Genomic DNA, 21576 nt, shown 5'->3' with positions numbered 1-21576 from the left:
GACTATTTTTTCAGTTTACTTGCACTCGTTAGAGGCATCAAGCGATTGCGTATGTTTTAAGGTATGCCAAAACGCTTCATCAGCAATAATGTTGCCGTTTTCATCAAGCTCAGGATAAGGCAGTTCCTTATCTCGGCATTGCTCAGCAATAATAGGGTGGCAGCCTTCAAATAAAATACGATGCTTAACTTTAGCATCAAGCATATTGCGGTCGTAGAGCCCGGCTACTTCTCTTTGGCGCTGTGCTTCAAATAGAATAAGTGCAGCAGCAACAGACACATTAAGAGACTGCACCATGCCTTGCATTGGAATGATGATGTGCTTATCGGCATGTTCAAGTGCCCGAGGTGAAATTCCATCTCGTTCTTGACCAACAATAACAGCCGTCGGTTTGGTGTAATCAATGTCACGAAAATCAACGGCATCATCACTGAGATTAGTTGCTAAAATTTGTACCTCAGGATTATGGGCACGCATTGTGGCTACAGCCTCATCAATATTGCGGTGTAAATGAGTTTCAAGCCAATTCTTACTACCGCCTGAGGTATTGTTAGTTAACCACTTTTGGTTATCGGGCCACACTGCATGTACATGATGACACCCCGTGGCATCTGCTGTGCGGGCAATGGCTGATAAATTATGATGTTTATGTACTTCTTCTAAACAAACCGTTAGGTCCGTTTGGCGGCGATCTAACACGCGCTTTACACGCTCAAAGCGAGTTGTATCCATAGTTGTGTGCTCGTTGACGGATTCTAATTGGCGCTGATTATACCCTAGGGAACAACAGCACGGCTAATTGGGTTTTGAAGTGAGATCAGCGTTTCTGTTGATTGAATGGCTTCAATCGCTTGGATTTTATTGATCAGTACATCTTGTAAGTGATCAATTGAGCGAGCCATTACTTTGATAAAAATACTGTAATTTCCCGTGGTGTAATAGGCTTCAACCACTTCTTCTAGCTCTTTTAGGTGCAGCAAGGTTTGCGGATAATCACGGGCGTTATTGAGGTTAATACCAATAAAGCAACAGACATCATAACCAAGTTGTTTAGCATTAATACTTACTTGGGTGCCTGTAATAATACCTGCTTGTTTCATTTTTTCGACTCGTACATGAATAGTACCCGCGCTCACAGCAAAGCGTTTAGCAAGTTCTGCATACGCTGTTCGGGCATTTTCCATTAATGCGTTAAGGATGTTTTTATCGAGATTATCGATTTGATAATTTTCCATAGTATTTCTTGTTGCTAATTGTTGAATCAGTAATTTTTATAGCATTATTTTTATGAAAATTTCAATGTTAAGTTCTTTTTGTTAATGGTTATTGAAAATAATCTTGGTTTAGTTGAGGATTGATTTATCGGAGAAAGCCAAGCAGCGGGCTTTTCTCATAAAGCAAGTAACAATAACTGGGAATGAGGCCAATTATTATGAGTTCACACTATCTGCAGCAACAGCAGCAAATTAGTAAAGTAAAACAGTTCTTTTCAAGCCAATTAGAACAACAATTAGGGTTAGTTGAAGTACAAGCACCAATCTTGGCAAAGGTGGGCGATGGTATTCAAGATAATCTAAGTGGTACTGAAAATGCTGTCTCGGTCGCAGTAAAAACAATTCCTGGTAGTCAATTTGAAGTAGTTCATTCTTTAGCTAAGTGGAAGCGTAAAACCTTGGCTGATTACGGTTTTTCAGTAGGTGAGGGGCTCTATACGCATATGAAAGCACTTCGCCCTGATGAAGAGTCACTTAGCCCAATTCATTCAGTGTATGTTGATCAATGGGATTGGGAAAAAGTAATTTGCGAGAGCACGGAGCGTACTCTTGATAAGCTTAAAGAAACTGTGACATCACTTTATCAGGCGATTAAAGCAACCGAGCGCTTTGTAGCGAGTGAATTTGATTTAACGCCTTTTTTGCCTGAGCAAATCACCTTTATACATAGTGAGCAGTTGCGCCAGATGTATCCTGACTTTACTGCGAAACAACGTGAAAAAGCGGTGGCGCAAGAATACGGTGCGGTATTCTTAATTGGTATTGGCGGCACACTCGCGGATGGTAAAATTCATGACGTACGGGCACCGGATTATGACGATTGGTCAACGCAAACATGCAGCAAATTTGCAGGCTTAAATGGTGATATTTTAGTTTGGAATCCTGTGCTTGAAGATGCTTTTGAAATATCTTCAATGGGCATTCGCGTAAGCCCTGATGCTTTAGCTACTCAGTTAGCGATTACTGGCGATCAGGCTCGCTTAGAGTTTGATTGGCATAAACAGCTACTTGCGAAAAAGTTTCCGCAAACAATAGGTGGTGGTATTGGCCAATCTCGACTGGCTATGTTGCTGTTACAAAAGCAGCACATTGGACAAGTACAAGTAGGTGTATGGCCTGAGCAACTAAAACAGCAAGTGGAAGGAATTCTTTAAATTAAGATTAATGACCCTGGTAAAAAGAGGCTTTAAGCCTCTTTTTTATTAACTGGTTTTAAACTCTACCTCAACCTTGTTTTCTTCAAGCTTGACCTTACACGGTGGGTATTGGCGGTTTGTACGCAATACTTTGTCGAAAATATGAATTTCTACACCAGAGTGCAGTGTTTTATTAACAATGAGCTTTGCGTCTTCAAGTAAGTCATGTAGGTGGTTCTCAAGCGTTGATAGTTTTTTTTCTAACATTTCAGCTTGCTCACAGTAATGCATTTGTGTGGCACCTATTTTAGCGAGTAACAGTTTTTTCTTCTCAACATCTTTTACTTGATCCGCTTTTTCTATTGCTTCTTGAAGAGTGTCTAGTTGTGAGTCTGTCTGCGCAAGATCTTTTAGGCATTGATCTGTTTGTGCGGTGACGTCGGCACCTGATGCTGCTAAGTTTATTAACATTTTTGCGCCAGATTCATTGCCAATTTCACCAGCAATAACCATTTGTGCATCTAAAATCTCACCGCCAAACAGTTTGCCCTGCGGGTTATCTTCTTGACCAACTTGTAACAGCTTAGTGGCTTTCATGACACAGTGGCTAGATTGACGTTCAATAAGGATATTATTCGCTTCTAAGTAGCAGTATTGGCCATGAGATAAGTGAATATCACCTTGGCAAATAATATTACAGGAAAGACTTTTATCTTCTAGCTGATGACCAATGACGCCTTGCTTTATTGTGATGTTGCCAGCGGCGGATAAGTTACCTGACTCAACGGTGCCCATTACGGTAATGTCGCCTTTGGCGTTAATACGCATGCCAGGTTCAACGTTGTGAGTAACAATGACGCTACCTTCAAAGTCTACGTGACCACTTTTTACGTTTACATCGGCGATAGTAAAAATATCATCTACGCGCATTCCGTTGGCGATCTCAATCGGCACACCTGCAATGACAGAAATAAGTTCTAGTGGGTTGTTTTTAGAGATTTCGGTGCCTTCACCTGCGACCAAAGTGAGGCTCTCTCCCGGTTTGGCGGGAAGTACATCGCCTGTCACTGTAAAGCCTTCTTTTCCTGGAGTCGCTGGAATTTGCTTAATCAACAGCACGCCGGGCTCAACGCTAGCTAATTTACCAAAATCACGCATATCAACAGTGCCATCTTCGCGAAGTTTTGGTTTTTTTAGGCGATCTTTTAGTGTTTCGACTTGTGGCACAAACTTGGATGGCTGACCATCAATTGGAAGACGGCCTTTTGCTAAAACACCTTCTGTTTTGGTGCCTGCTGGTAATTCAAATTGCTGTTGTAATAACTTTTCTAAAAATGCCTGTTTGTAACCTCGTGCTACACCTGCTTTTATTAGCTCTTTTTTGGCGTCTTCTAAGCTCATAACTTTGCCGCCTTCAGCGACTGTTAATTCGCCTATCGCCTGCATTTTGTCATCACTTATTTTTACTTCTAGAGTTGCATCATGTTTAGAGGCAACAACGAGCGTACGCTCATTCGATTCACTTTTAAAAAAGTTATTAATAGAGTCGTGATCAACTCGGCACTCACTATAAGGTGATTTCTCAAGTGCTTCGATGATAAATGCAGCACTTGGTGGCGAATGTTCATGAACATCTAATAAAACGTTGCCATTGTGAGCGAGCTTAAACACGTGGAGATCCTTTTATACAACAATAGTGAAAGGGTTACTTAGTAAACCCAAACCATCTCAAAAATTTAGCTTCTAACTGGTATTCAAGCGCTTCTAATAAGGTTTTGATTCACATAATGGTAAAAATCAATAACGCAATATAAATCGCTTTTAAACCAATCGTTTGAACATTTCTTTGAGCCTAATGTTTATCGGTGGTACTTCTTCAAATAAATTGCCAACAAAGGCAAAGTAATACGTTGATATTAAGCCTATTTAAAATGCAAACTATGACATTTTGAGGTGATCTGAATACCTTTACTATACAGATTGCTAGAGAATCGTTGGTGAGTCAAGAATTTCGGATGAGGTAAAATAGAAATTTGTCAATAAAAGTGCCAGCAACAAATAGCTGCTGGCATAGCTGATTAGTTTGTTGAAGGCAGCTCCATGATACCGTCAATCTCAATTTGCACACCTTTTGGTAAAGCGCTAATACCAATTGCAGCGCGTGCAGGGTAAGGCTGCTTGAAGTATTGACTCATAACTTCGTTAACAATCGCAAAGTTTGATAAGTCAGTTAAGAAGATATTTACTTTCACCATATCTTGAATTTGACCGCCAGCAGCTTGGCAAACAGCAGATAAATTTTTGAATACTTGGTGTGTTTGTTCAGTAAAGTCTTCTGAGATCACTTCCATTGTTTCTGGCACTAATGGAATTTGACCTGATAAATAAACAGCCGTGCCTACTTTAACTGCTTGGCTGTAAGTGCCGATTGCTGCAGGCGCATTATCAGTAGAAATAAATGATTTGTTCATAATTATCCTTGTTACTTTTTACGATAGACTCTTTGTACATCAGGCATCACGCGAATGCGGCGCATAATGTTGGCAACGTGAACACGGTTTTTAACCGTGATACCTAGGTCTATCATGTATAAATTGCTTTCTTTTTCATCGGTGGCTATCTCAACTATGTTAGCTTGGGTTGAGGCTACAACATTGGTTAATTTAGCCAGCGCACCCTGATGATTGATGATCTCAATACGCAGAGCGGCTATATATTCTTTTTCTGGGTTATCGTCCCATTTTACAACTAAGTATTTTGAGCGTTCTTTTTCCCAACCTCGAATGTTCTTACATTCTTGGCGGTGGACAGTCAGGCCTTTACCTTGGCTGATATGAGCTGTGATGGCATCACCTGGTACAGGGCGGCAGCATTTAGAATAGTTAACTAACATGCCTTCTGTGCCTATGATTGTTGCTTTGGCTTTTTTGGCGATGTCATTTATATCTTCAACATCGTCTTGCATCAAGCGTTTAGCAATTAATACGCTCATAAGATTACCTGAACCAATCTCTACGAGTAATTCAAGTAAAGTATTTAGGTTATGTTCTTGTAATACTCGACGGATATTTTCATCTGGGATGTCATCTAATTTTGACTCACCAAGTGCAGAATCTAATAAACGGCGACCAAGCAACATCGCTTCTTCATGTTGTTGGCTTTTCAGATAGTTACGTATACCTAAACGTGCTTTACCGGTTACAACAAAGTTTAGCCACGTCGCATTTGGGTGCGCGCCAGAGCTGGTGATTACCTCAACAGTTTGCCCAGTATCGAGAGGTTTGCTCAAAGGGTGAGGTTTACGGTTTACTCTTGCACCCACACAGGTATTACCTACGTCTGTATGTACTGCATATGCAAAGTCAACAGCGGTTGCTCCCATTGGGAGCTCAACGATACGGCCATCTGGCGTGAAAACATAAATTTCCTCTGGGAAGAGTTCAGTTTTAACGTTTTCTACAAATTCAAATGATGAACCAGCACTTTGTTGCAGTTCAAGTAAGCTTTGCATCCATTGGCGAGCGCGTTGTTGCGCAGTATGTCCTGCGTTATCACCGGCTTTTTTATACATCCAATGTGCAGCTACCCCTTTGTCTGCCATATGATCCATATCGTGAGTGCGAATTTGAATCTCAACAGGAATACCATGCGGGCCAACCAAAGAGGTATGTAAAGATTGGTAACCGTTGGTTTTAGGAACCGCTATATAATCTTTAAAGCGGGTTTCAATTGGCTTATAAAGGTTATGTGCCACACCTAGTACGCGGTAACAGGTATCCATGTTATCGACATTGATCCGAAACGCGTAAATATCCATCACTTCGTTAAATGACAGCTCTTTATTTAGCATCTTCTTGTAAATGCTATATAGATGCTTTTCTCGGCCAGAAATGGTGGCGTCGATACCTGATTCTTCTAAGCGTGCTTCTATTTCTGTTTTAATATTGCTAATGACTTCTTTTCGGTTTCCACGGGCTTTGATAACCTCTGATTTCAAAGCGCGATGACGCATTGGGTATAACGCTTGAAAACCTAAATCTTCCAATTCGTTTTTAATATCATGGATACCTAAGCGATTGGCTATCGGGGCATAAATTTCGAGAGTTTCACGAGCAATACGACGGCGTTTGTCTGGGCGAAGTGCGCCTAAGGTGCGCATGTTGTGAGTTCGGTCAGCAAGTTTAATTAAGATCACGCGAATATCTTGGGTCATCGCCATGATCATTTTTCGATAATTTTCAGCCTGAAATTCTTTTTTATCTTTAAAGCTGAGTTTATCTAGCTTACTCACTCCTTCAACAAGCTCAGCAACGGTCTCGCCAAAAATTTCGGCTAAGTCTTGCTGGCTAAAATCGGTATCTTCAATCACATCATGCATCAAAGCTGCCATGAGTGTTTCATGGTCTAAGTGCATGCCGGCAAGTATTTGTGTAACTTCAACTGGATGAGTGATGTAAGGCTCGCCGCTTGAGCGAGTTTGGCCTTCGTGAGCTTCACGGGCGACCACGTATGCTTTTTGAACCAGCTCTATTTCAGCAGGTGGCAAATATTCGGTTATTTTCTTTTTTAGGCCTTCGAATAGATACAAAGTCACACTCCAATGCGCAAATGAAGTAAATCGGTAACGGTATGAATAGAATATACGATGAAAAGAAGGGCTTGCCAACGGCTAGTGTTGAAATACTAGCCGTTAAGCTAAATCAAAGCAGGGCGCTTGATTATTGGTTGCCACCAACGATAGCAGCAACAGCAGCCATTTCTGCTGCTTCTTGATGTTGTTGCTCTTCACGGTCGATCAGGTCCATAGACGAGCTATTTACTAACCCTTTTTCAATTTCACGTAGAGCAATTACAGTAGGTTTATCATTTTCAGCATCAACGAGTGGATCTTTACCACCAACCGCGATTTGGCGGGCACGACGAGCCGCAACTAAAATTAAGTCAAAACGATTACCAATTGCATCTACTGCATCTTCAACAGTTACGCGAGCCATCTTAGCACTCCAAATAAATTCTTAAGCAAAGGCGTAGTTTACTGTACCAAGTTAAATTCGCCAATAGCTTGTGGTTAATTTTTATCTTATTCTTAAAAAAGTATTATTTAAGTAAGTTCTCTAATAGCGCCTGATGGCGCACAGTTTGGCTTTTTAACGATAAACGTTTAGCCATCACGATCGTTTCGATTTCTGAAAGTGCAGTTTCAAAGTCATCGTTTACAACAACGTAATCATATTCATTGTAGTGGGAAGTTTCAGATTGTGCTTTTGCCATCCGTCCGGCTATTACTTCTTGTGAATCTTGACCACGATTATTTAAACGTGATTCAAGTTCTTCTTTTGACGGCGGAAGAATAAAGATAGTCTCAACATCATCAACTAATTTACGAATTTGCTGAGCACCTTGCCAGTCAATATCTAAAAATACGTCGATTCCAGCGTCTAACTGACTCTCGATTGCTTGTTTAGAAGTACCGTAGTAATTATCAAAAACTTGCGCCCATTCAAAAAAGTCATTTTTCTCGATCAATGCTTTAAACGCTTCAACAGAAACAAAATGATAATGAACACCGTTTTCTTCACCTGGTCGAGGTGAACGAGTCGTGTGTGATACTGACACTTTCATATCGTTGTGTTTTTTGAGTAAAGCACTTATAAGACTTGATTTTCCTGCACCAGAAGGAGCCGATAAGATAAATAAATTTCCGCGAGTTTGCGCCATGATCTGTCTCTAATAAAAAATAAATAGGCTTGGACTATTGCTAACCCAAGCCTTTAATTTATCCATTGTACTTTATTTCGCTAAATGCGCTCAAGTTCACACAAGCGAACCTTTAACATTAAGGAATAAGCTGTATAGATAATCTAAACAGTCTTTTGCAAATTAGATTTTTGCGAAAGCGTCTTGTAGTGGTGGTACAACTTGCTTCTTACGGCTTAATACACCATCTAACCAAACGCGACCGTCTTCTGATTTAACATCATAAGCAGCTTCGATTACTGCTACGTCATCAGACGCAATTAGCATTTCAGAGCCTTCTTTCATGATATCAGTTAACAGGAGTAATACTGAGTGGCGGCCGCCTTCTTCTTTAAGCTTTGCGATGTCTGCTTCAAGATCTGCTTTGATTTCATCAAATACAGTAAGGTCGATAACTTCTAGCTGGCCAATACCTACTAGCTTACCGTTCATATTGAAGTCTTTGAAATCACGCATTACTAAATCGCGTGCTGGCGTGCCTTCAACTGCTGATTTAACCTTGAACATTTCCATGCCAAGTTCTTTGAAATCTTCAATACCAGCGATTTCAGCAAGTGCTTCAACACACTTGATATCAGCCGTTGTGCAAGTTGGTGATTTAAAGATCACAGTGTCGCTTAGGATAGCGCATAACATGATGCCTGCGATATCTTTTGGAATTTCTACATTGTAGAAGTCATACATCATTTTGATGATGGTGTTTGAACAACCAACTGGGCGGATCCAACATTCAAGTGGTGTTGACGATGTTAAGTCGCCTAGTTTGTGGTGATCAACAACACCCACAACACGTGCTTCATCGATGTCATCAGGTGCTTGTGTTTTTTCTGTGTGGTCAACGATATAAACGTCTTCGCCTGCGTAGCTAAGTTTTAGCTCAGGTGCTTCGAAACCGAATTTATCTAGGATAAATTGTGTTTCAGGTGATACTTCACCTAAACGCGTTGGGATCGCAGGTTCATTGATCTGGTTTTTTAAGTAAGCAAGCGCAATTGCACCGCAAATTGAATCTGAATCAGGGATCTTATGACCCACTACATACATTGACATTGACGGAACTCCTTTAAATTTGGCGGATATTTTAGCAAAGTATCGACAGATTGATACATAACAGACATGAAATTTTGTTGATCAATTACAACTGCCAATTAATGTCCTTTTTGGTTACACTTTAAGATATTGAAAACTGAGGAAGATACTGATGCGTTTGAGCCGAAAAGCATGGAATAATGTGGTGATTATTTCGATGCTACTGATGATTTTTTTCTTCAATGGCCTACATAAAAAGCTCAATACTCAGCCCGTTGAAGAAGGAGTGCAAGCGTTACTCCCAGAGCAAAGCTTCATTTTGGCGATGGCATTTCCAGAATTAAAAATTGAGCGTATCGGCACCTCTTGGCGTAGCCAGTCATTGCAAGAAGCCTCTTGGCAAGGCGATGAACAACAGCTCGAACAACTCGTTGAGCTTTGGCAACATCAAAAACTCACTATTGCCAGTCTTCCTGTTAGTCAAATTTCTCAGTCGTCAGCAGATTATGTTGCTTCTGTGTGGTTAGCCGGGGAGCAATTGCCTGCTGTTTATCAGTTGTACCATATAGATAGTAAATATTATTTATTAGATAAGCGGTTACAGCGGGTGTTTGTGCTTGAGCAAGCTGATGCCGCTAAGTTATTTCCGTTATACCCGTTTTAAGAGAGTCACAGATGCCTGAATTACCAGAAGTTGAAGTTAGCCGTTTGGGAATAACGCCGCATGTGCTTAACCAAACAGTGACCAAAGTAAATATTCATAACGCCAGTATGCGTTGGCCTGTGCCGGATGATGTCTATCAATTACAAGGCCTCAAAGTGACATCAATTGAGCGCAGAGCAAAATATTTACTACTCGGCTGTGAGCTCGGTAGTGTTATTTTGCACTTGGGGATGTCGGGTAATTTGCGTGTTGTTAATGCAGATGAACCATTGAAAAAACACGATCATATTGAGTTTATTTTGGCCTCAGGTAAAGCGTTGCGGCTTAACGATGCTCGTCGCTTTGGTGCTTGTTTATGGCAGGCGCCAGGTGAATGCCATACTTTGCTGAGTAAGCTTGGGCCAGAGCCATTAACAGATGAGTTTGTGGCACAGCGAGTTTACGAACAATCGAGAAATAAAAAAGTACCGATTAAACAGTTTATTATGGATAACGCGGTGGTAGTTGGTGTAGGTAATATCTACGCTAACGAATCGTTATTTAAAGCGGGGATCCATCCAAAGCGAGAAGCTGGCAAGGTTTCTTTGCAGCGTTATCAGCAATTAGTGCCTATTATTAAAGAGACACTCGCTGCAGCCATCACGCAAGGCGGCACAACGTTAAAAGATTTTGCTCAAAGTGATGGTAAGCCAGGTTATTTTGCCCAGCAATTACTGGTGTATGGCCGCAAAGGTGAGCCATGTGTTAATTGCGAGGAGCCATTAAAAGAAATTAGATTAGGACAAAGAAGCACAGTGTACTGCTCTAATTGTCAAAAATAACAACGAATCCCTCATCTATGTAGTATTGCAACAGATAGCAAGATAGAGACAGGCTTAAGGAATGAGAAGGTTGTATGCTATTAAACAAATACCTCATAGGATATGTGTTGGTAATGGTGCTTGTTGGTTGCTCAAAAGAGCAACCAAACGAGGTAATTGAAGAAGTTGTTACTGCTAAGGTCAAACAGTTTGATGTGCCATTATACGGAAACTACGTGGCACGCACAGATGCGTCGCTGGATGTTGAAGTACGCGCGCGGATCACAGGCTTTGTAGAAAGTGTTGAGTTTGTCGAAGGAAGCTGGGTTGATGAAGGGGATTTACTCTATACCATCGACGATAGACCTTACCGAGCCAAGCTTAATCGCGTTAAAGCGGCGCTGCAAAAAGACCAAGCAGCGTTGGCTAAAGCCAAACGGGATGTAACTCGTTTAAAACCCCTTTACGAGCAAGATGCAGCAAGCCAGCTCGACTACGACAACGCTATTTCTATTCAAGAGCAAGCGCAAGCGTCATTATCAGCAACCCAAGCAGAGCTTGAAGAAACGAAGCTCGAACTCGAATATACCCGCATTACAGCGCCAATTAGTGGCATGGTAGGTAGCTCTGAAGCTGATTTAGGTGCGCTAGTCGGCACTAACGGTATTTCTTTGCTAACCACTATTCAGCAAATAGATCCTATCTACGTTAATTTTAATATGTCGGCACTGGATTACTTAAACGCAAAACGCCGTATGAATAGTTTGATGGATCAGCTACAAGCCGAACAAAAAGGTAAAGCGCTTGAAGGATTCGTGCGTATTTCTTTGCCAGATGGCAGCGAATATCGCTACTGGGGTGATGTGAGCTTTACTGACCCTAAGATTAGCCCGAAAACAGGCACCTTTAAAGTACGGGCACAATTACCCAATCCCGACAGTGAATTATTACCAGGCCAATATACTAAAGCGCGCATAAAGTTGTCGCAGATCAGTAACGCCATTGTCGTCCCTGAGGAAGCTACACAAGTTGAACAGGGTGGTATTTATGTGATGGTGGTGCTTGATTCAGGTGCGATAGAGCGGCGCTTTATTGTTGTTGAGCATTATGGTGAGCAAGGTATTGTGGTCAGCGGTGGCTTGAGTGCGGGTGAACTAGTCGTGGTTAAAGGCTTGCATCGTATTCGTCATGGCCAACAAGTGAAAGCGATTTCACTCGAGGAGTTTGAAAAGCATCAACTAACCCCAAACGCCGATCATCAACTGCTCGCCCCAGATAAACCTGCAAAACAGGAAGATAAAAATAAAGCGCAGGGAGTTTAATTATGTTTTCGCATTTTTTTATTAAGCGCCCGGTGTTTGCCATTGTTATTTCGCTAGTTATTTTACTCACTGGCCTGGTCTCGCTTTTTACTTTGCCAATTGATCAATACCCCGATATCGCCCCGCCATCGGTTAAAGTGTCGGCTTCATTTCCGGGAGCAACCGCCGAAACCGCATCTGAATCTGTAGCTATTCCACTTGAGCAAGAATTAAATGGCACGCCAAACATGTTGTATATGGAGTCAAAGGCCACTAACTCGGGGAGTGTTGGGATCACACTTACTTTTGATGTTGGCACTGACCCAGATCTCGCCCTTGTAGATGTGCAAAATACAGCAAGCCAAGCTGGCAGTAATTTACCTGTTGATGTGCAAACTGAAGGGGTGACAGTGTCTAATGAAAGCTCAGTCGAGCTTTTGAAGCTAGCGCTGACATCTGATGACCCTCGCTATGACGAAATCTACTTGAGTAACTATGCCAGCATTAATGTTGAAGCGGCTTTAAAGCGCGTACCAGGGGTTGGGCGAGTTCGTAATACCGGCTCGCGCTCTTATGCTATGCGGGTCTGGTTAAAACCTGACATTTTAGCGGGCTATGAATTAACCGTGAATGATGTGAGTGCAGCAATCAAAGCACAAAACAAAGAGGCCGCTGCCGGTGAGATAGGTGCACAACCTATGAAAGATGCCATTAAACTTAACTTTCCGGTACGAGCGCAAGGAAGGCTTAATAAGGTTGATGAGTTTAATAATATTATGCTGCGAGTTAATCGTGATGGCTCGATGATTCGCTTGCGGGATGTCGCAAGGGTTGAGCTGGCTTCCTCTGCGTATACCTTAAACTCAAAACTCAATGAACAACCAGCCACTATTTTACAGGTTTATATGTTGCCAGGCTCTAATGCATTAGCGGTTACTGAGCGTGTTAAGGCAGAGATGGAGCGCTTGAGCGCGGCTTTTCCGAAGGGAGTGAAATGGCAGCTTTTTTATGATGCCTCTGAGTTCATCAAGCTGTCGATTAATGAGGTGATCAATACCCTTATTCAAGCACTAGTTTTAGTGATTTTAGTGGTGTACTTATTTTTGCAAAATTGGCGAACGACCTTGATACCTGCTTTAGCTGTGCCAGTGTCGATAATTGGTACTTTTATCGCCTTGGCTGCATTTGGTTTTACCATCAACAATGTCAGTTTATTGGCTATGGTTTTGGCAATCGGTATCGTCGTTGATGATGCGATTGTGGTGGTCGAAAGTGTTGAGCGACTGATCAATGAGCAAAATATGGAGGTAGTTGCTGCCACTAAACAAGCCATGACAGAGCTTTCAGGTGCCATAGTAGCAACGTCTTTAGTACTTGCGGCAGTGTTTGTGCCGGTGTCGTTTTTAGCCGGTATTACGGGCATTATGTACCGTGAATTTGCGATTTCAATTACCGTTGCCGTGCTCATATCAACCTTAGTTGCTTTGACCTTGAGCCCCGCTTTATGTGCGATTTTCTTAAAACCTAGTATCCCCTCAAATAATAAGATTTTTGTTAAGTTTAATAGCTGGCTTGAAGGTATTGGCGAAAAATACACCTGGCTCGTAAAGGCTAGCTGTGCAAAAGCAAAGCGCAGCTACATTGCCTTTTTTATTATGTTAGTAGGAGGCTATTTTATGTTTAGCCAACTACCAAGCAGCTTTATGCCGCAAGAAGATCAAGGGCGCTTTTTTGTTGATATTACCTTGCCAGATGCGGCAACGGTCTCACGTACCAATGAAGTAATAAGCAAAGCAAACCAATTTGTTATGAACCATGCGGGGGTGGCTTATTCGTTCACTCTCGCGGGTGAAAACCGCCGTGCTGGTAGTGCGCAATCGCATGGTCAAATGGAGGTGATTTTACAACCTTGGCAAGTGCGTGCGGAGCAAGGATTTACGGTCACAAGTGTGATGAATGATATACGTAAGCAGCTGTATGCCATTCCCGATGCTGAGTTTAATGTGTTTCAACCATCAGCTGTGGCAGGGCTTGGTTCGGGCTCTGGCGTTGAGTTTGCACTACAAGAAAAAACAGGAGGCAACTTAACAAGCCTAGTTGAATCGCTTGAGGTTTTACTGGCAAATTTAAATAACCGCCCTGAAGTTGCTAAAGCAAGTAGTTCACTGCGTGGCTCAGTACCTCAGCTGTTTTTAGAGTTAGATAGAGAAAAAGCCATGGCATTAGAGGTGCCGATTGCCGATGTCTACAGCACAATGAAAGTGCTTACTGGCTCATCAACAATTAACGACTTTAACTTATTTGGCCGAGTTTATCGGGTTAAAGTTCAAGCTGAAGATGAATTTAGAGCACGCCCAGAAAACCTCAACGAATTTTATGTGCGTTCTAAAAATGGCGCTATGGTGCCATCAAATGTGCTTGCTAAGCTTAATCTAACAACCGGTCCGTCTGCGATAAATCGCTTTAATATGTTTACCAGTGCCATGGTGAATGTGTCACCAGCTACTGGCTATGCATCGGGTGACGTAATTAAAGTAATTAAAGAGGAAGTGGCTAAATTACCAACAAATATTGGCTATGAATGGACAGGCTTAACTTATCAAGAAATTCGCTCATCCGGTCAACTAGGCATTGCGGTGAGTTTGGCTATTGTGTTTGTTTTTTTGTTTTTAGCAGCGCTTTATGAAAGTTGGGCATTACCATTTGCGGTATTACTTATCAGCCCTATTGCCATGTTAGGGGCCTCTATATTGACCTTGGTGACGGGGCATGAAAACAACTTATTTTTTCAAGTCGCATTTATTGCATTGATAGGCCTTGCAGCGAAAAACTCTATATTGATTGTTGAAGTGGCTAATCAGCTTTACCAAGAAGGTATGAATGCCGTTGATGCTGCAATAGAAGCCGCCCGTTCTCGTTTTCGACCCATCTTAATGACCGCAGCCTCTTTTGTGCTTGGCGTTTTGCCGTTAGTACTTGCCTCTGGCCCCGGAGCAGTTGGTCGGCAGTCGGTTTCTATGCCTATTTTAGGGGGGATGTTACTGGCAAGCTCTATTGGCATCATTTTAGTGCCACTGTTTTTTATTACCGCGGCACGCTTTGTGAAAAAACAGCAAGCACCCGCCTCTAAAGTGTTATCAAAGGAGCAAGTTGATGCATAAATTGTTGCCATTGTTTTGTTTTACTTGCTTACAAGGCTGTGCTGTTGGCCCTGATTTTGAAGTGCCTGAGCATAGCAAAGTCACTAACTTTATGGGGGCCGCAGCAACGCCACAGTCTGAAGCTTTAGCTGGCTGGAAGCAAATATATAGCGACCCACATTTGCAAAAACTGATTAGCCAAGCGCTGGTCAATAATCAAGATATGTTAATTGCGCAATCGAAAATTATCGAAGCGCGAGCTCGATATCGGATTAGCGATGCCGCTTTATGGCCTGATGTAAGCGTAGGGCTTACCTCAGAACGAGAAGAAGAGCTTAATAGTAGCCCTGAAAACTCATTTGATTTAAAAGGTTACTTAAGTTGGGAGCTAGACTTATTTGGCAGCAACCGGCGCGCAAGCGAAGCCGCACTGGCAAATTATTATAGCCAAGAGCAAGCCCGAAATGCCTTGCAGCTCGCCTTGATTGCTGATGTGGCGCAGCAGTTTTTTGCCCTTAAAGAAGTAGAAGAGCAATTAAAAATTAGCCTAAGTACAATTAAGCTTCGTGAGAAAGAGCTTGAAATTGCGCGTATTCGTAAAAAAGGCGGTATTATTTCAGGGCTAGAACAACGCCAAGCTGAAGTAGAGTTAGAATCAGCAAAGGTGAAGATCCCGCCATTACAGCACAGTGAAAGGCGGATTATTAATCAGTTAAAGTTTTTAATTGGTGATGCCAATGCTGATGTGCAAGGGGGTAATGAATTATCTGTGCAAACCCTTCCTAAGCAACTACCAACAGGGTTACCTAGCGAGCTGTTAAAGCGTAGACCAGATGTGCAACAAGCAATGTATCAATGGCAAGCTGCAATGGCTGAGATTGGGGTCGCAAAAGCGGCGTTATTTCCAAAACTTAATTTGTATGCTGAGCTTGGAAGTGAAAGTACTGATTTTAGTGATTTGCTTGCCAGTAATTCGCAGGTTTGGTTGTTGGGCTCAGAGCTGTTAATGCCAATATTTAATATGGGCCGCAATCAGGCAAATTTAACAGTTGCGGAACAACGGGCTTATCAGGCAAGTATCAAATACCAAAAAACAGTGCTGGTGGCACTGCAAGAAGTGAGCAATCAGTTATCGAACTACCAGTCGGCAGAGCAAAGCTATGATGCGCAAAGAAGCTTGGTGCTCAGTAGTCAAGATTACTACCGCTTAGCACGCCTTAGGTATAGCAATGGTGTTGCCAGTTCACTTGACTTAATGGATGCCCAGCGGCAGTTATTTTCGGCAGAAATAGCGTTATCGCAGGCAAAGAATGACCGTCTGCAAAGCCTAGCAACACTCTATAAAGCCCTTGGTGGCGGATGGTATGAATTGAGCGAACAGGAATTAGAAAAAGAAAAAGTAGTGGATTAATTTAAAGAGCATGCAAAAGCATGCTCTTTAAAAACTTATAACTCAAATGGTGCTACGCCAACGGCTTTCATCTTGTAGCCTACTTGAGCAATTTCACCAGACCAGGTTTCGGTGCTGATAACGCCTGTCACTACGATCGCATCGTACAGGCTTTCGATTGGCACACCGCCTTTAATAGTAACATGCACAATTTGGTTTGGTGGCGGTGGTGGTACGTGAATACACGCTCCAAAATAAGGCACTAGTAAAAACTCGGTGATCACTTCGCTATCGCCTTCTAGTGGTACCACAAAACCAGGCAAACTCACTGATTTTCCATCAAGCTCTTTCACCACAGGTGCATCAAGGTCTGGTTGCACCCAGTTTTGCTCGCTACCTTCATGGTTTGCTTGTGCTTGGGTGTCGATTTGGACATGACCTTTGGGAATTAAATCTTCCCAGAAAATTTCTTTTGGTGCGCCAGCATTGGCTGTAGCGCACACAAATAATGTGACTAAAGCGACGAGTTTTCGAAAAAACGGCATAACATTCCTTAAATTTTAATACTCATACCATCAGCAAGAGAGTAGAAATACGCACGGGTTGCAGGAATTAACCCAACAATAAAGCCTGCGACCATTATCGCAGCTAAGAGCATAAGTTCATAGGATGACAATAAAGCTATATTTAGGCTTATTCCGGCATGGCTTTGCAAGTAATCTGCGCCGAGTAGCATTAAAGCATAGAACAATGCGGTGCCAACAATGCAGCCAAGCCCTGTAATGAGTAACGATTCGACACTGATCAAGGTGAAAATATGCCAAGGCCGTGCGCCAACAGAGCGTAAAATAGCAAGCTCTCTGCGGCGTTGATTTAAGCTTGAAAGCAGGCTCGTTAACATGCCAAGTAAACTGATCAGTACCACGACAATAGAAAATAACAGCAAGATTTTTTCCACGATAGAAAGCATTTCCCAAAGTTCACGCAAGGTAACGCCCGGCATAATGGCAAGCAGTGCTTCATCTTTGTATTGGTTGATATTACGACGCACTTGTAAGGTATAAAGCGGAGAGTCAAAACCAAGTAAAAAAGCGGTTATTTGTTTTGGTGTACCCACTAAATCAACATCATCATGCTGGTCGTGGTCGTGGTCGTGGTCGTGGTCGTGGTCGTGGTCGTGGTCATTTGCATCAGCCTGAGCGGGTTGATGTTGATGAGCATGGCCGCCATGAATCTCATCAATTGCTGCCAGTGGAATATGTAGGGTTTTATCAACAGGCGTCCCCGTTGCTTTTAAAATACCAACCACTTTAAATGGGTTATCGTCATGGTTATGAAAGCTGGTATTGCCCATGCCGTGTGCAATCACCACTTCATCGCCAAGCTGATAGCCTAAGGTGTTGGCAACCTCAGCACCTAACACAACCTCAAACAAGTGATTAAATTCATGACCTTGTGAAAAGCTTAACGGTTGCTTTTTAGCAAAGCGATAGTGCTCAAAATAGTCTTTATTTGTGCCAAGCACAGCTAAGCCTTTGTGGCTGTCGCCAAGCGACATAGGAATAGCCCATTTTACGCCGCGTTGCCCTGTGATGTATTGGTAACTTTTCCAGCTCACGCCATTGTTAGCATGACCAATACGAAATACTGAAGACAGCAGTAGTTGGATGTCACCGGTACGTGCGCCAACAATTAAATCAGTGCCTGAAATTGTATTGCTAAAGCTACTTTTGGCATCGACTCGAACGCGCTCAATCGACATCAGTAGCATAACGCTAATTGCTATCGTAAATAACGTGAGTAGGGCACTGGCTTTACGGTTTAATAAACTTTTCGCGGCGAGTTTAACGAGTAGCATGTGTGCCTCCTTGTAACTCGACAAGGCTGATACTACGAGTAAATAATGTTTGTAGTGTTTCATCATGACTGACAAACACCAGCGTGCTATTTGCCGCGCTTGCTTGCTCAAATAATAATTTTACGAAGGCTTGGCGATTTTGTGTATCGAGTGCTGAGGTAGGTTCATCTGCAATGATAATTTCAGGGCTGCCTATAAAAGCACGCGCAGCAGCAACTCTTTGTTGTTGACCAATACTAAGCTGTGCAACGGCTTGATGTTGCAAGGAATCATTTAGCCCTAAAGCACTGAGTAAGCGGCTTGCCTCTGCTGCTAATGTTGCACTATTTTTTAATGCGTTTGTTTGCCTTTGTTTTGAAAACTGGCATCCTAAAGTTACGTTTTCAATAGGGGATAAATAAGGTAATAGATTAAAGCTTTGAAAAATATACCCTATGTGGTCGGCACGAAAACGGTCACGTTGACTGTTGCTAAGCTCGTTTATCGCTTTATTAAGTAATTCGATACGACCTTGATTAGGAATAGTAACACCAGCGAGCAGTGATAATAAGGTTGATTTACCACAGCCGCTTGGACCATGAAGAAAAACATGTTCGCCTTGATCAATATCTAATTTAGAAATATTGATCGTCGGCTCAGGTTGTTTTGTGTGCCACTTGAATAGCACGTTTGCAAGCGTGATCATAACGACCTATCAATTGTTACCATCGCCAGTAATTTAATTTTTTGCGCATCTTAAAGTTACGAATAAAGTTACGTGGTTTTGGCTTAAGTGCTGGATTGCTCAATAGTAATTCATTGCTTGCAGCAAGTACACGTTGACTCGATAAGCCGTCTTGATAAGGGTGAAGCTGTTTACAAAACTGCTCAATTTTTTCCATTAATTCAGCTGGTCGTGTAAAGGCATAATCTATCGCCTCAGTTAGCTTATCGGCATCAGTGATATCTATTAGGTGTTCGCCAGGTGCTTGGTTACAGAAAGTGACAACAGGCTTTCTTTGTAAGATAAACATCAACAAAATAGACGAGGTATCACATAGCATGACATCTGCCGCTTGTAATAGCGGTAATACATTATCGGTCTCGACAAAGGTAAGATTCTCATTTTGAAGCGCTTTGTATTTCGCAACAAGCTCGCTTGGCATTTTCGGGTGAAACTGCATTAAAATACGCCACTTTCCTTGCTCACTGTACGCTTTTATCTGCTCGTATAATTTAGGGGCAAGAGATAGGTTGCGAGAAAATGTTGAACAAATTAAAAGCGTTTGCCTTTGATCGCTTTCATCTATGTATGGATTGTTCGCCATTTTCGAAAATAACGGATCAAGAGTTGGCCAACCTGTTTCTTTGGTTATAAAAAAGCCATGTGCTTTAGCTAACTCTGAAAATCTTTTACTCGTATTTGGGCCTTGAGTGCAATATAAGTCAAAACAACCTCTTATATTGAAGTGATCTTCATATCCTCTTCGATTTAACTTTCCTGAGTTAAAGCCATGAAAAACAGCTACTTTTTTACCGGGTATAAAGTTTGGAATAATATTGCCAGGTATAAAAGAAATATCCGGATTCCAATCTATTACCGATTCAATTGAAGTGAGACAAGATTCATCAGAGTGCAAAAAGTCAGGATTAACTTCATCACCCTCTAAAAACCATTTTACTTCGCCTCCGCGCGCTAGAATCTCTTTCTGTAAAGGGCGCAAAATAGCGTAAGAGTAGTTTTGAGAAATATACATTAAGTATTTTTTGTCTGCTGTAGCTGCTAAATAATCCAAGAACACCTCCTATTGCGAGACAATATTATAACGAAATCGCGGTTATGACAGCAAAATTACAGAATCGTGAATTATTTATTGTGTTTAGCGTTCTTGATTATGCGCAGATAACCGGGCAATGATTGAGCTTTAAGCACGTCTGGATTATTATAGGCGGCCATAACCCCAATCCCATACATGTGCTCACAGGAGCATGCCAAATACTATCGGAGATAGCATGACTAGCTATAAAGTTTTAGACGTAAACGATGATTTACCGATCCGTACAAAAGGTGCGGTTCATAGTGGTAAAGTGCGTTCAGTTTATTGGTTAACTGATGAAGACAGCGCTCGTTTAATTAGTGAAAAAGGGTACCAAGTTCCAAAAGGTACTGAGCTGGCTATTATGGTTATTTCTGACCGCATTTCAGCGTTTGATTGTATTTGGCAAGGTGAAAACGGCTTAAATGGCGTGCCAGGTAAAGGGATTGCACTGAACTCAGTGGCATCTCATTGGTTTAAGTTATTTGATAAAGCAGGCCTTGCAGGTAATCACATTGTTGATATTCCTCATCCATATGTGTGGATTGTCCGTAAAGCGAGTACGGTTAAAGTAGAAGCGATTGCTCGTCAGTATATTACGGGTAGCATGTGGCGTGATTACGCTAAAGGTACGCGTAATTTCTGTGGTATTGATTTACCTGAGGGACTAGCAGCGAACCAAAAGCTAGATGAAGTGTTAATTACGCCATCAACCAAAGGTATTATCCGCGGTGTTGCTGATATTCCAGAAGTTGATGATGTGAATATCACGCGTGAAAACATCACGAATAACTTAGCTGTTTTTAACTTTAAGTCTGAAGACGATGTCGCTAAATACGAGCAATTACTTGTTGAGGGCTTTAAGCTGATTAGTGATGAACTTGCACAGCTAGACCAAATCTTTGTCGATACTAAGTTTGAATTTGGTTATGTTGAAGACATTGATGGCTCAGATAAGCTTATTTACATCGATGAAGTGGGTACACCTGATTCATCACGCATTTGGGATGGCCCTGCTTATCGTGACGGTAAAATTATTGAAAACTCAAAAGAGGGTTTCCGTCAGTTATTAATTAATAACGTGCCAGACAGCGACGTGTTATTAAATAAAGACCGCATGGATGAGCGTGAGCAGTTAGCAAAAGATTACACATTGCCAGAATCTGTGATGCTTGAAGTGTCTAATACCTATGTTGGCATTGCCAGCAAAATAATTGGTCAAGAAATTACGATTCCAGCTGATCCTCGTAGTGAGGTCATTGCGATATTAGATAAAGAGTACGGCTTAATTAAGCACGGTTAACTTTTATCAATCAGATTTAGCAATTTGCTAGGTCAATAATACTAAAGCCAAGCTTTTTTCTAAGAAAACAGCTTGGCTTTTTCTTGCTTTTAACGCTTCTAGTCATTAACTTAAACTAAGATTAACCT

At 41.9% G+C, this 21576-nt stretch carries 19 protein-coding genes; 7 read left to right on the top strand and 12 right to left on the bottom strand.

Translation table 11 applies throughout. The annotated features are described in order from the left end of the window. Positions 1-15: 15 nt before the first annotated feature. Positions 16-732, bottom strand: coding sequence for a tRNA (guanosine(18)-2'-O)-methyltransferase TrmH (gene trmH / locus E5N72_RS16805; RefSeq protein ID WP_135926158.1), 717 nt, complete (start codon positions 730-732; stop codon positions 16-18). 44 nt (positions 733-776) lie between these two features. Continuing rightward, the gene (gene asnC, locus E5N72_RS16800) at positions 777-1235 is read right to left on the bottom strand and encodes a transcriptional regulator AsnC (protein ID WP_062567385.1); all 459 of its coding nucleotides are present in this window, start codon (positions 1233-1235) and stop codon (positions 777-779) included. A gap of 197 nt (positions 1236-1432) precedes the next feature. On the opposite strand from asnC, the gene asnA reads away from it, so the two are divergent. After that, on the top strand, positions 1433-2428 hold the full coding sequence (gene asnA, locus E5N72_RS16795) for an aspartate--ammonia ligase (protein ID WP_135926157.1): 996 nt from the start codon (positions 1433-1435) through the stop codon (positions 2426-2428). A 48-nt stretch (positions 2429-2476) separates the two neighbouring features. Here the strand turns inward: asnA and E5N72_RS16790 are convergent, their stop codons facing one another. The 6 genes from E5N72_RS16790 to E5N72_RS16765 form a co-directional block, all read right to left on the bottom strand. Then, positions 2477-4081, bottom strand: a complete 1605-nt coding sequence (locus E5N72_RS16790) for a FapA family protein (protein WP_135926156.1) — start codon at positions 4079-4081, stop codon at positions 2477-2479. 407 nt (positions 4082-4488) lie between these two features. After that, positions 4489-4881 (bottom strand): RidA family protein, encoded by a 393-nt coding sequence (locus E5N72_RS16785; RefSeq protein ID WP_135926155.1) that lies wholly within the window; start codon positions 4879-4881, stop codon positions 4489-4491. Between the two features lie 11 nt (positions 4882-4892). Continuing rightward, positions 4893-6998 carry a bifunctional GTP diphosphokinase/guanosine-3',5'-bis pyrophosphate 3'-pyrophosphohydrolase gene (gene spoT / locus E5N72_RS16780; protein ID WP_135926154.1) on the bottom strand — a complete coding sequence of 702 codons (2106 nt, stop codon included), beginning with the start codon at positions 6996-6998 and terminating at the stop codon, positions 4893-4895. 130 nt (positions 6999-7128) lie between these two features. After that, positions 7129-7404, bottom strand: a complete 276-nt coding sequence (gene rpoZ, locus E5N72_RS16775) for a DNA-directed RNA polymerase subunit omega (RefSeq protein ID WP_036973056.1) — start codon at positions 7402-7404, stop codon at positions 7129-7131. Between the two features lie 103 nt (positions 7405-7507). After that, on the bottom strand, positions 7508-8128 hold the full coding sequence (gene gmk, locus E5N72_RS16770) for a guanylate kinase (protein WP_135926153.1): 621 nt from the start codon (positions 8126-8128) through the stop codon (positions 7508-7510). Between the two features lie 162 nt (positions 8129-8290). After that, positions 8291-9217, bottom strand: a complete 927-nt coding sequence (locus E5N72_RS16765) for a manganese-dependent inorganic pyrophosphatase (protein ID WP_135926152.1) — start codon at positions 9215-9217, stop codon at positions 8291-8293. 151 nt (positions 9218-9368) lie between these two features. On the opposite strand from E5N72_RS16765, the gene E5N72_RS16760 reads away from it, so the two are divergent. The 5 genes from E5N72_RS16760 (at position 9369) to E5N72_RS16740 (ending at position 16512) form a co-directional block, all read left to right on the top strand. Beyond that, entirely contained in the window at positions 9369-9860 is a 492-nt protein-coding gene (locus E5N72_RS16760) for a hypothetical protein (protein WP_199527348.1), read from the top strand. 11 nt (positions 9861-9871) lie between these two features. Further along, positions 9872-10681: a bifunctional DNA-formamidopyrimidine glycosylase/DNA-(apurinic or apyrimidinic site) lyase gene (gene mutM, locus E5N72_RS16755; RefSeq protein ID WP_135926150.1), complete on the top strand. Its 810-nt coding sequence runs from the start codon at positions 9872-9874 to the stop codon at positions 10679-10681. Between the two features lie 74 nt (positions 10682-10755). Beyond that, a complete protein-coding gene (locus E5N72_RS16750) occupies positions 10756-11982 on the top strand; it encodes an efflux RND transporter periplasmic adaptor subunit (RefSeq protein WP_135926149.1) in 1227 nt (408 codons plus the stop codon). A 2-nt stretch (positions 11983-11984) separates the two neighbouring features. Continuing rightward, entirely contained in the window at positions 11985-15122 is a 3138-nt protein-coding gene (locus E5N72_RS16745) for an efflux RND transporter permease subunit (protein ID WP_135926148.1), read from the top strand. Next, entirely contained in the window at positions 15115-16512 is a 1398-nt protein-coding gene (locus E5N72_RS16740; RefSeq protein WP_135926147.1) for an efflux transporter outer membrane subunit, read from the top strand. Before E5N72_RS16745 ends, E5N72_RS16740 begins: the two co-directional genes overlap by 8 nt. A 35-nt stretch (positions 16513-16547) precedes the next feature. Here E5N72_RS16740 and E5N72_RS16735 read toward each other — a convergent pair whose 3' ends face one another. The 4 genes from E5N72_RS16735 to E5N72_RS16720 are packed head-to-tail and all read right to left on the bottom strand — an operon-like array spanning position 16548 to position 20124. Next, positions 16548-17036 (bottom strand): DUF3299 domain-containing protein, encoded by a 489-nt coding sequence (locus E5N72_RS16735; RefSeq protein ID WP_135926146.1) that lies wholly within the window; start codon positions 17034-17036, stop codon positions 16548-16550. An 8-nt stretch (positions 17037-17044) separates the two neighbouring features. Then, positions 17045-18349, bottom strand: a complete 1305-nt coding sequence (locus E5N72_RS16730; RefSeq protein ID WP_135926145.1) for an ABC transporter permease — start codon at positions 18347-18349, stop codon at positions 17045-17047. Further along, positions 18336-19034 carry an ABC transporter ATP-binding protein gene (locus E5N72_RS16725; protein WP_135926144.1) on the bottom strand — a complete coding sequence of 233 codons (699 nt, stop codon included), beginning with the start codon at positions 19032-19034 and terminating at the stop codon, positions 18336-18338. Before E5N72_RS16725 ends, E5N72_RS16730 begins: the two co-directional genes overlap by 14 nt. A 16-nt stretch (positions 19035-19050) precedes the next feature. Then, positions 19051-20124: a CDP-glycerol glycerophosphotransferase family protein gene (locus tag E5N72_RS16720; RefSeq protein WP_240704532.1), complete on the bottom strand. Its 1074-nt coding sequence runs from the start codon at positions 20122-20124 to the stop codon at positions 19051-19053. A gap of 217 nt (positions 20125-20341) precedes the next feature. On the opposite strand from E5N72_RS16720, the gene E5N72_RS16715 reads away from it, so the two are divergent. Continuing rightward, a complete protein-coding gene (locus E5N72_RS16715) occupies positions 20342-21448 on the top strand; it encodes a phosphoribosylaminoimidazolesuccinocarboxamide synthase (RefSeq protein ID WP_135926143.1) in 1107 nt (368 codons plus the stop codon). The last annotated feature ends 128 nt before the right edge of the window (positions 21449-21576 follow it).

Source organism: Pseudoalteromonas sp. MEBiC 03607, assembly GCF_004792295.1.
In the GTDB taxonomy this organism is placed as follows: domain Bacteria; phylum Pseudomonadota; class Gammaproteobacteria; order Enterobacterales; family Alteromonadaceae; genus Pseudoalteromonas; species Pseudoalteromonas lipolytica_C.
Note: the sequence above shows the minus strand (reverse complement) of the source record. Positions and strands in the feature narration are given on the sequence as shown.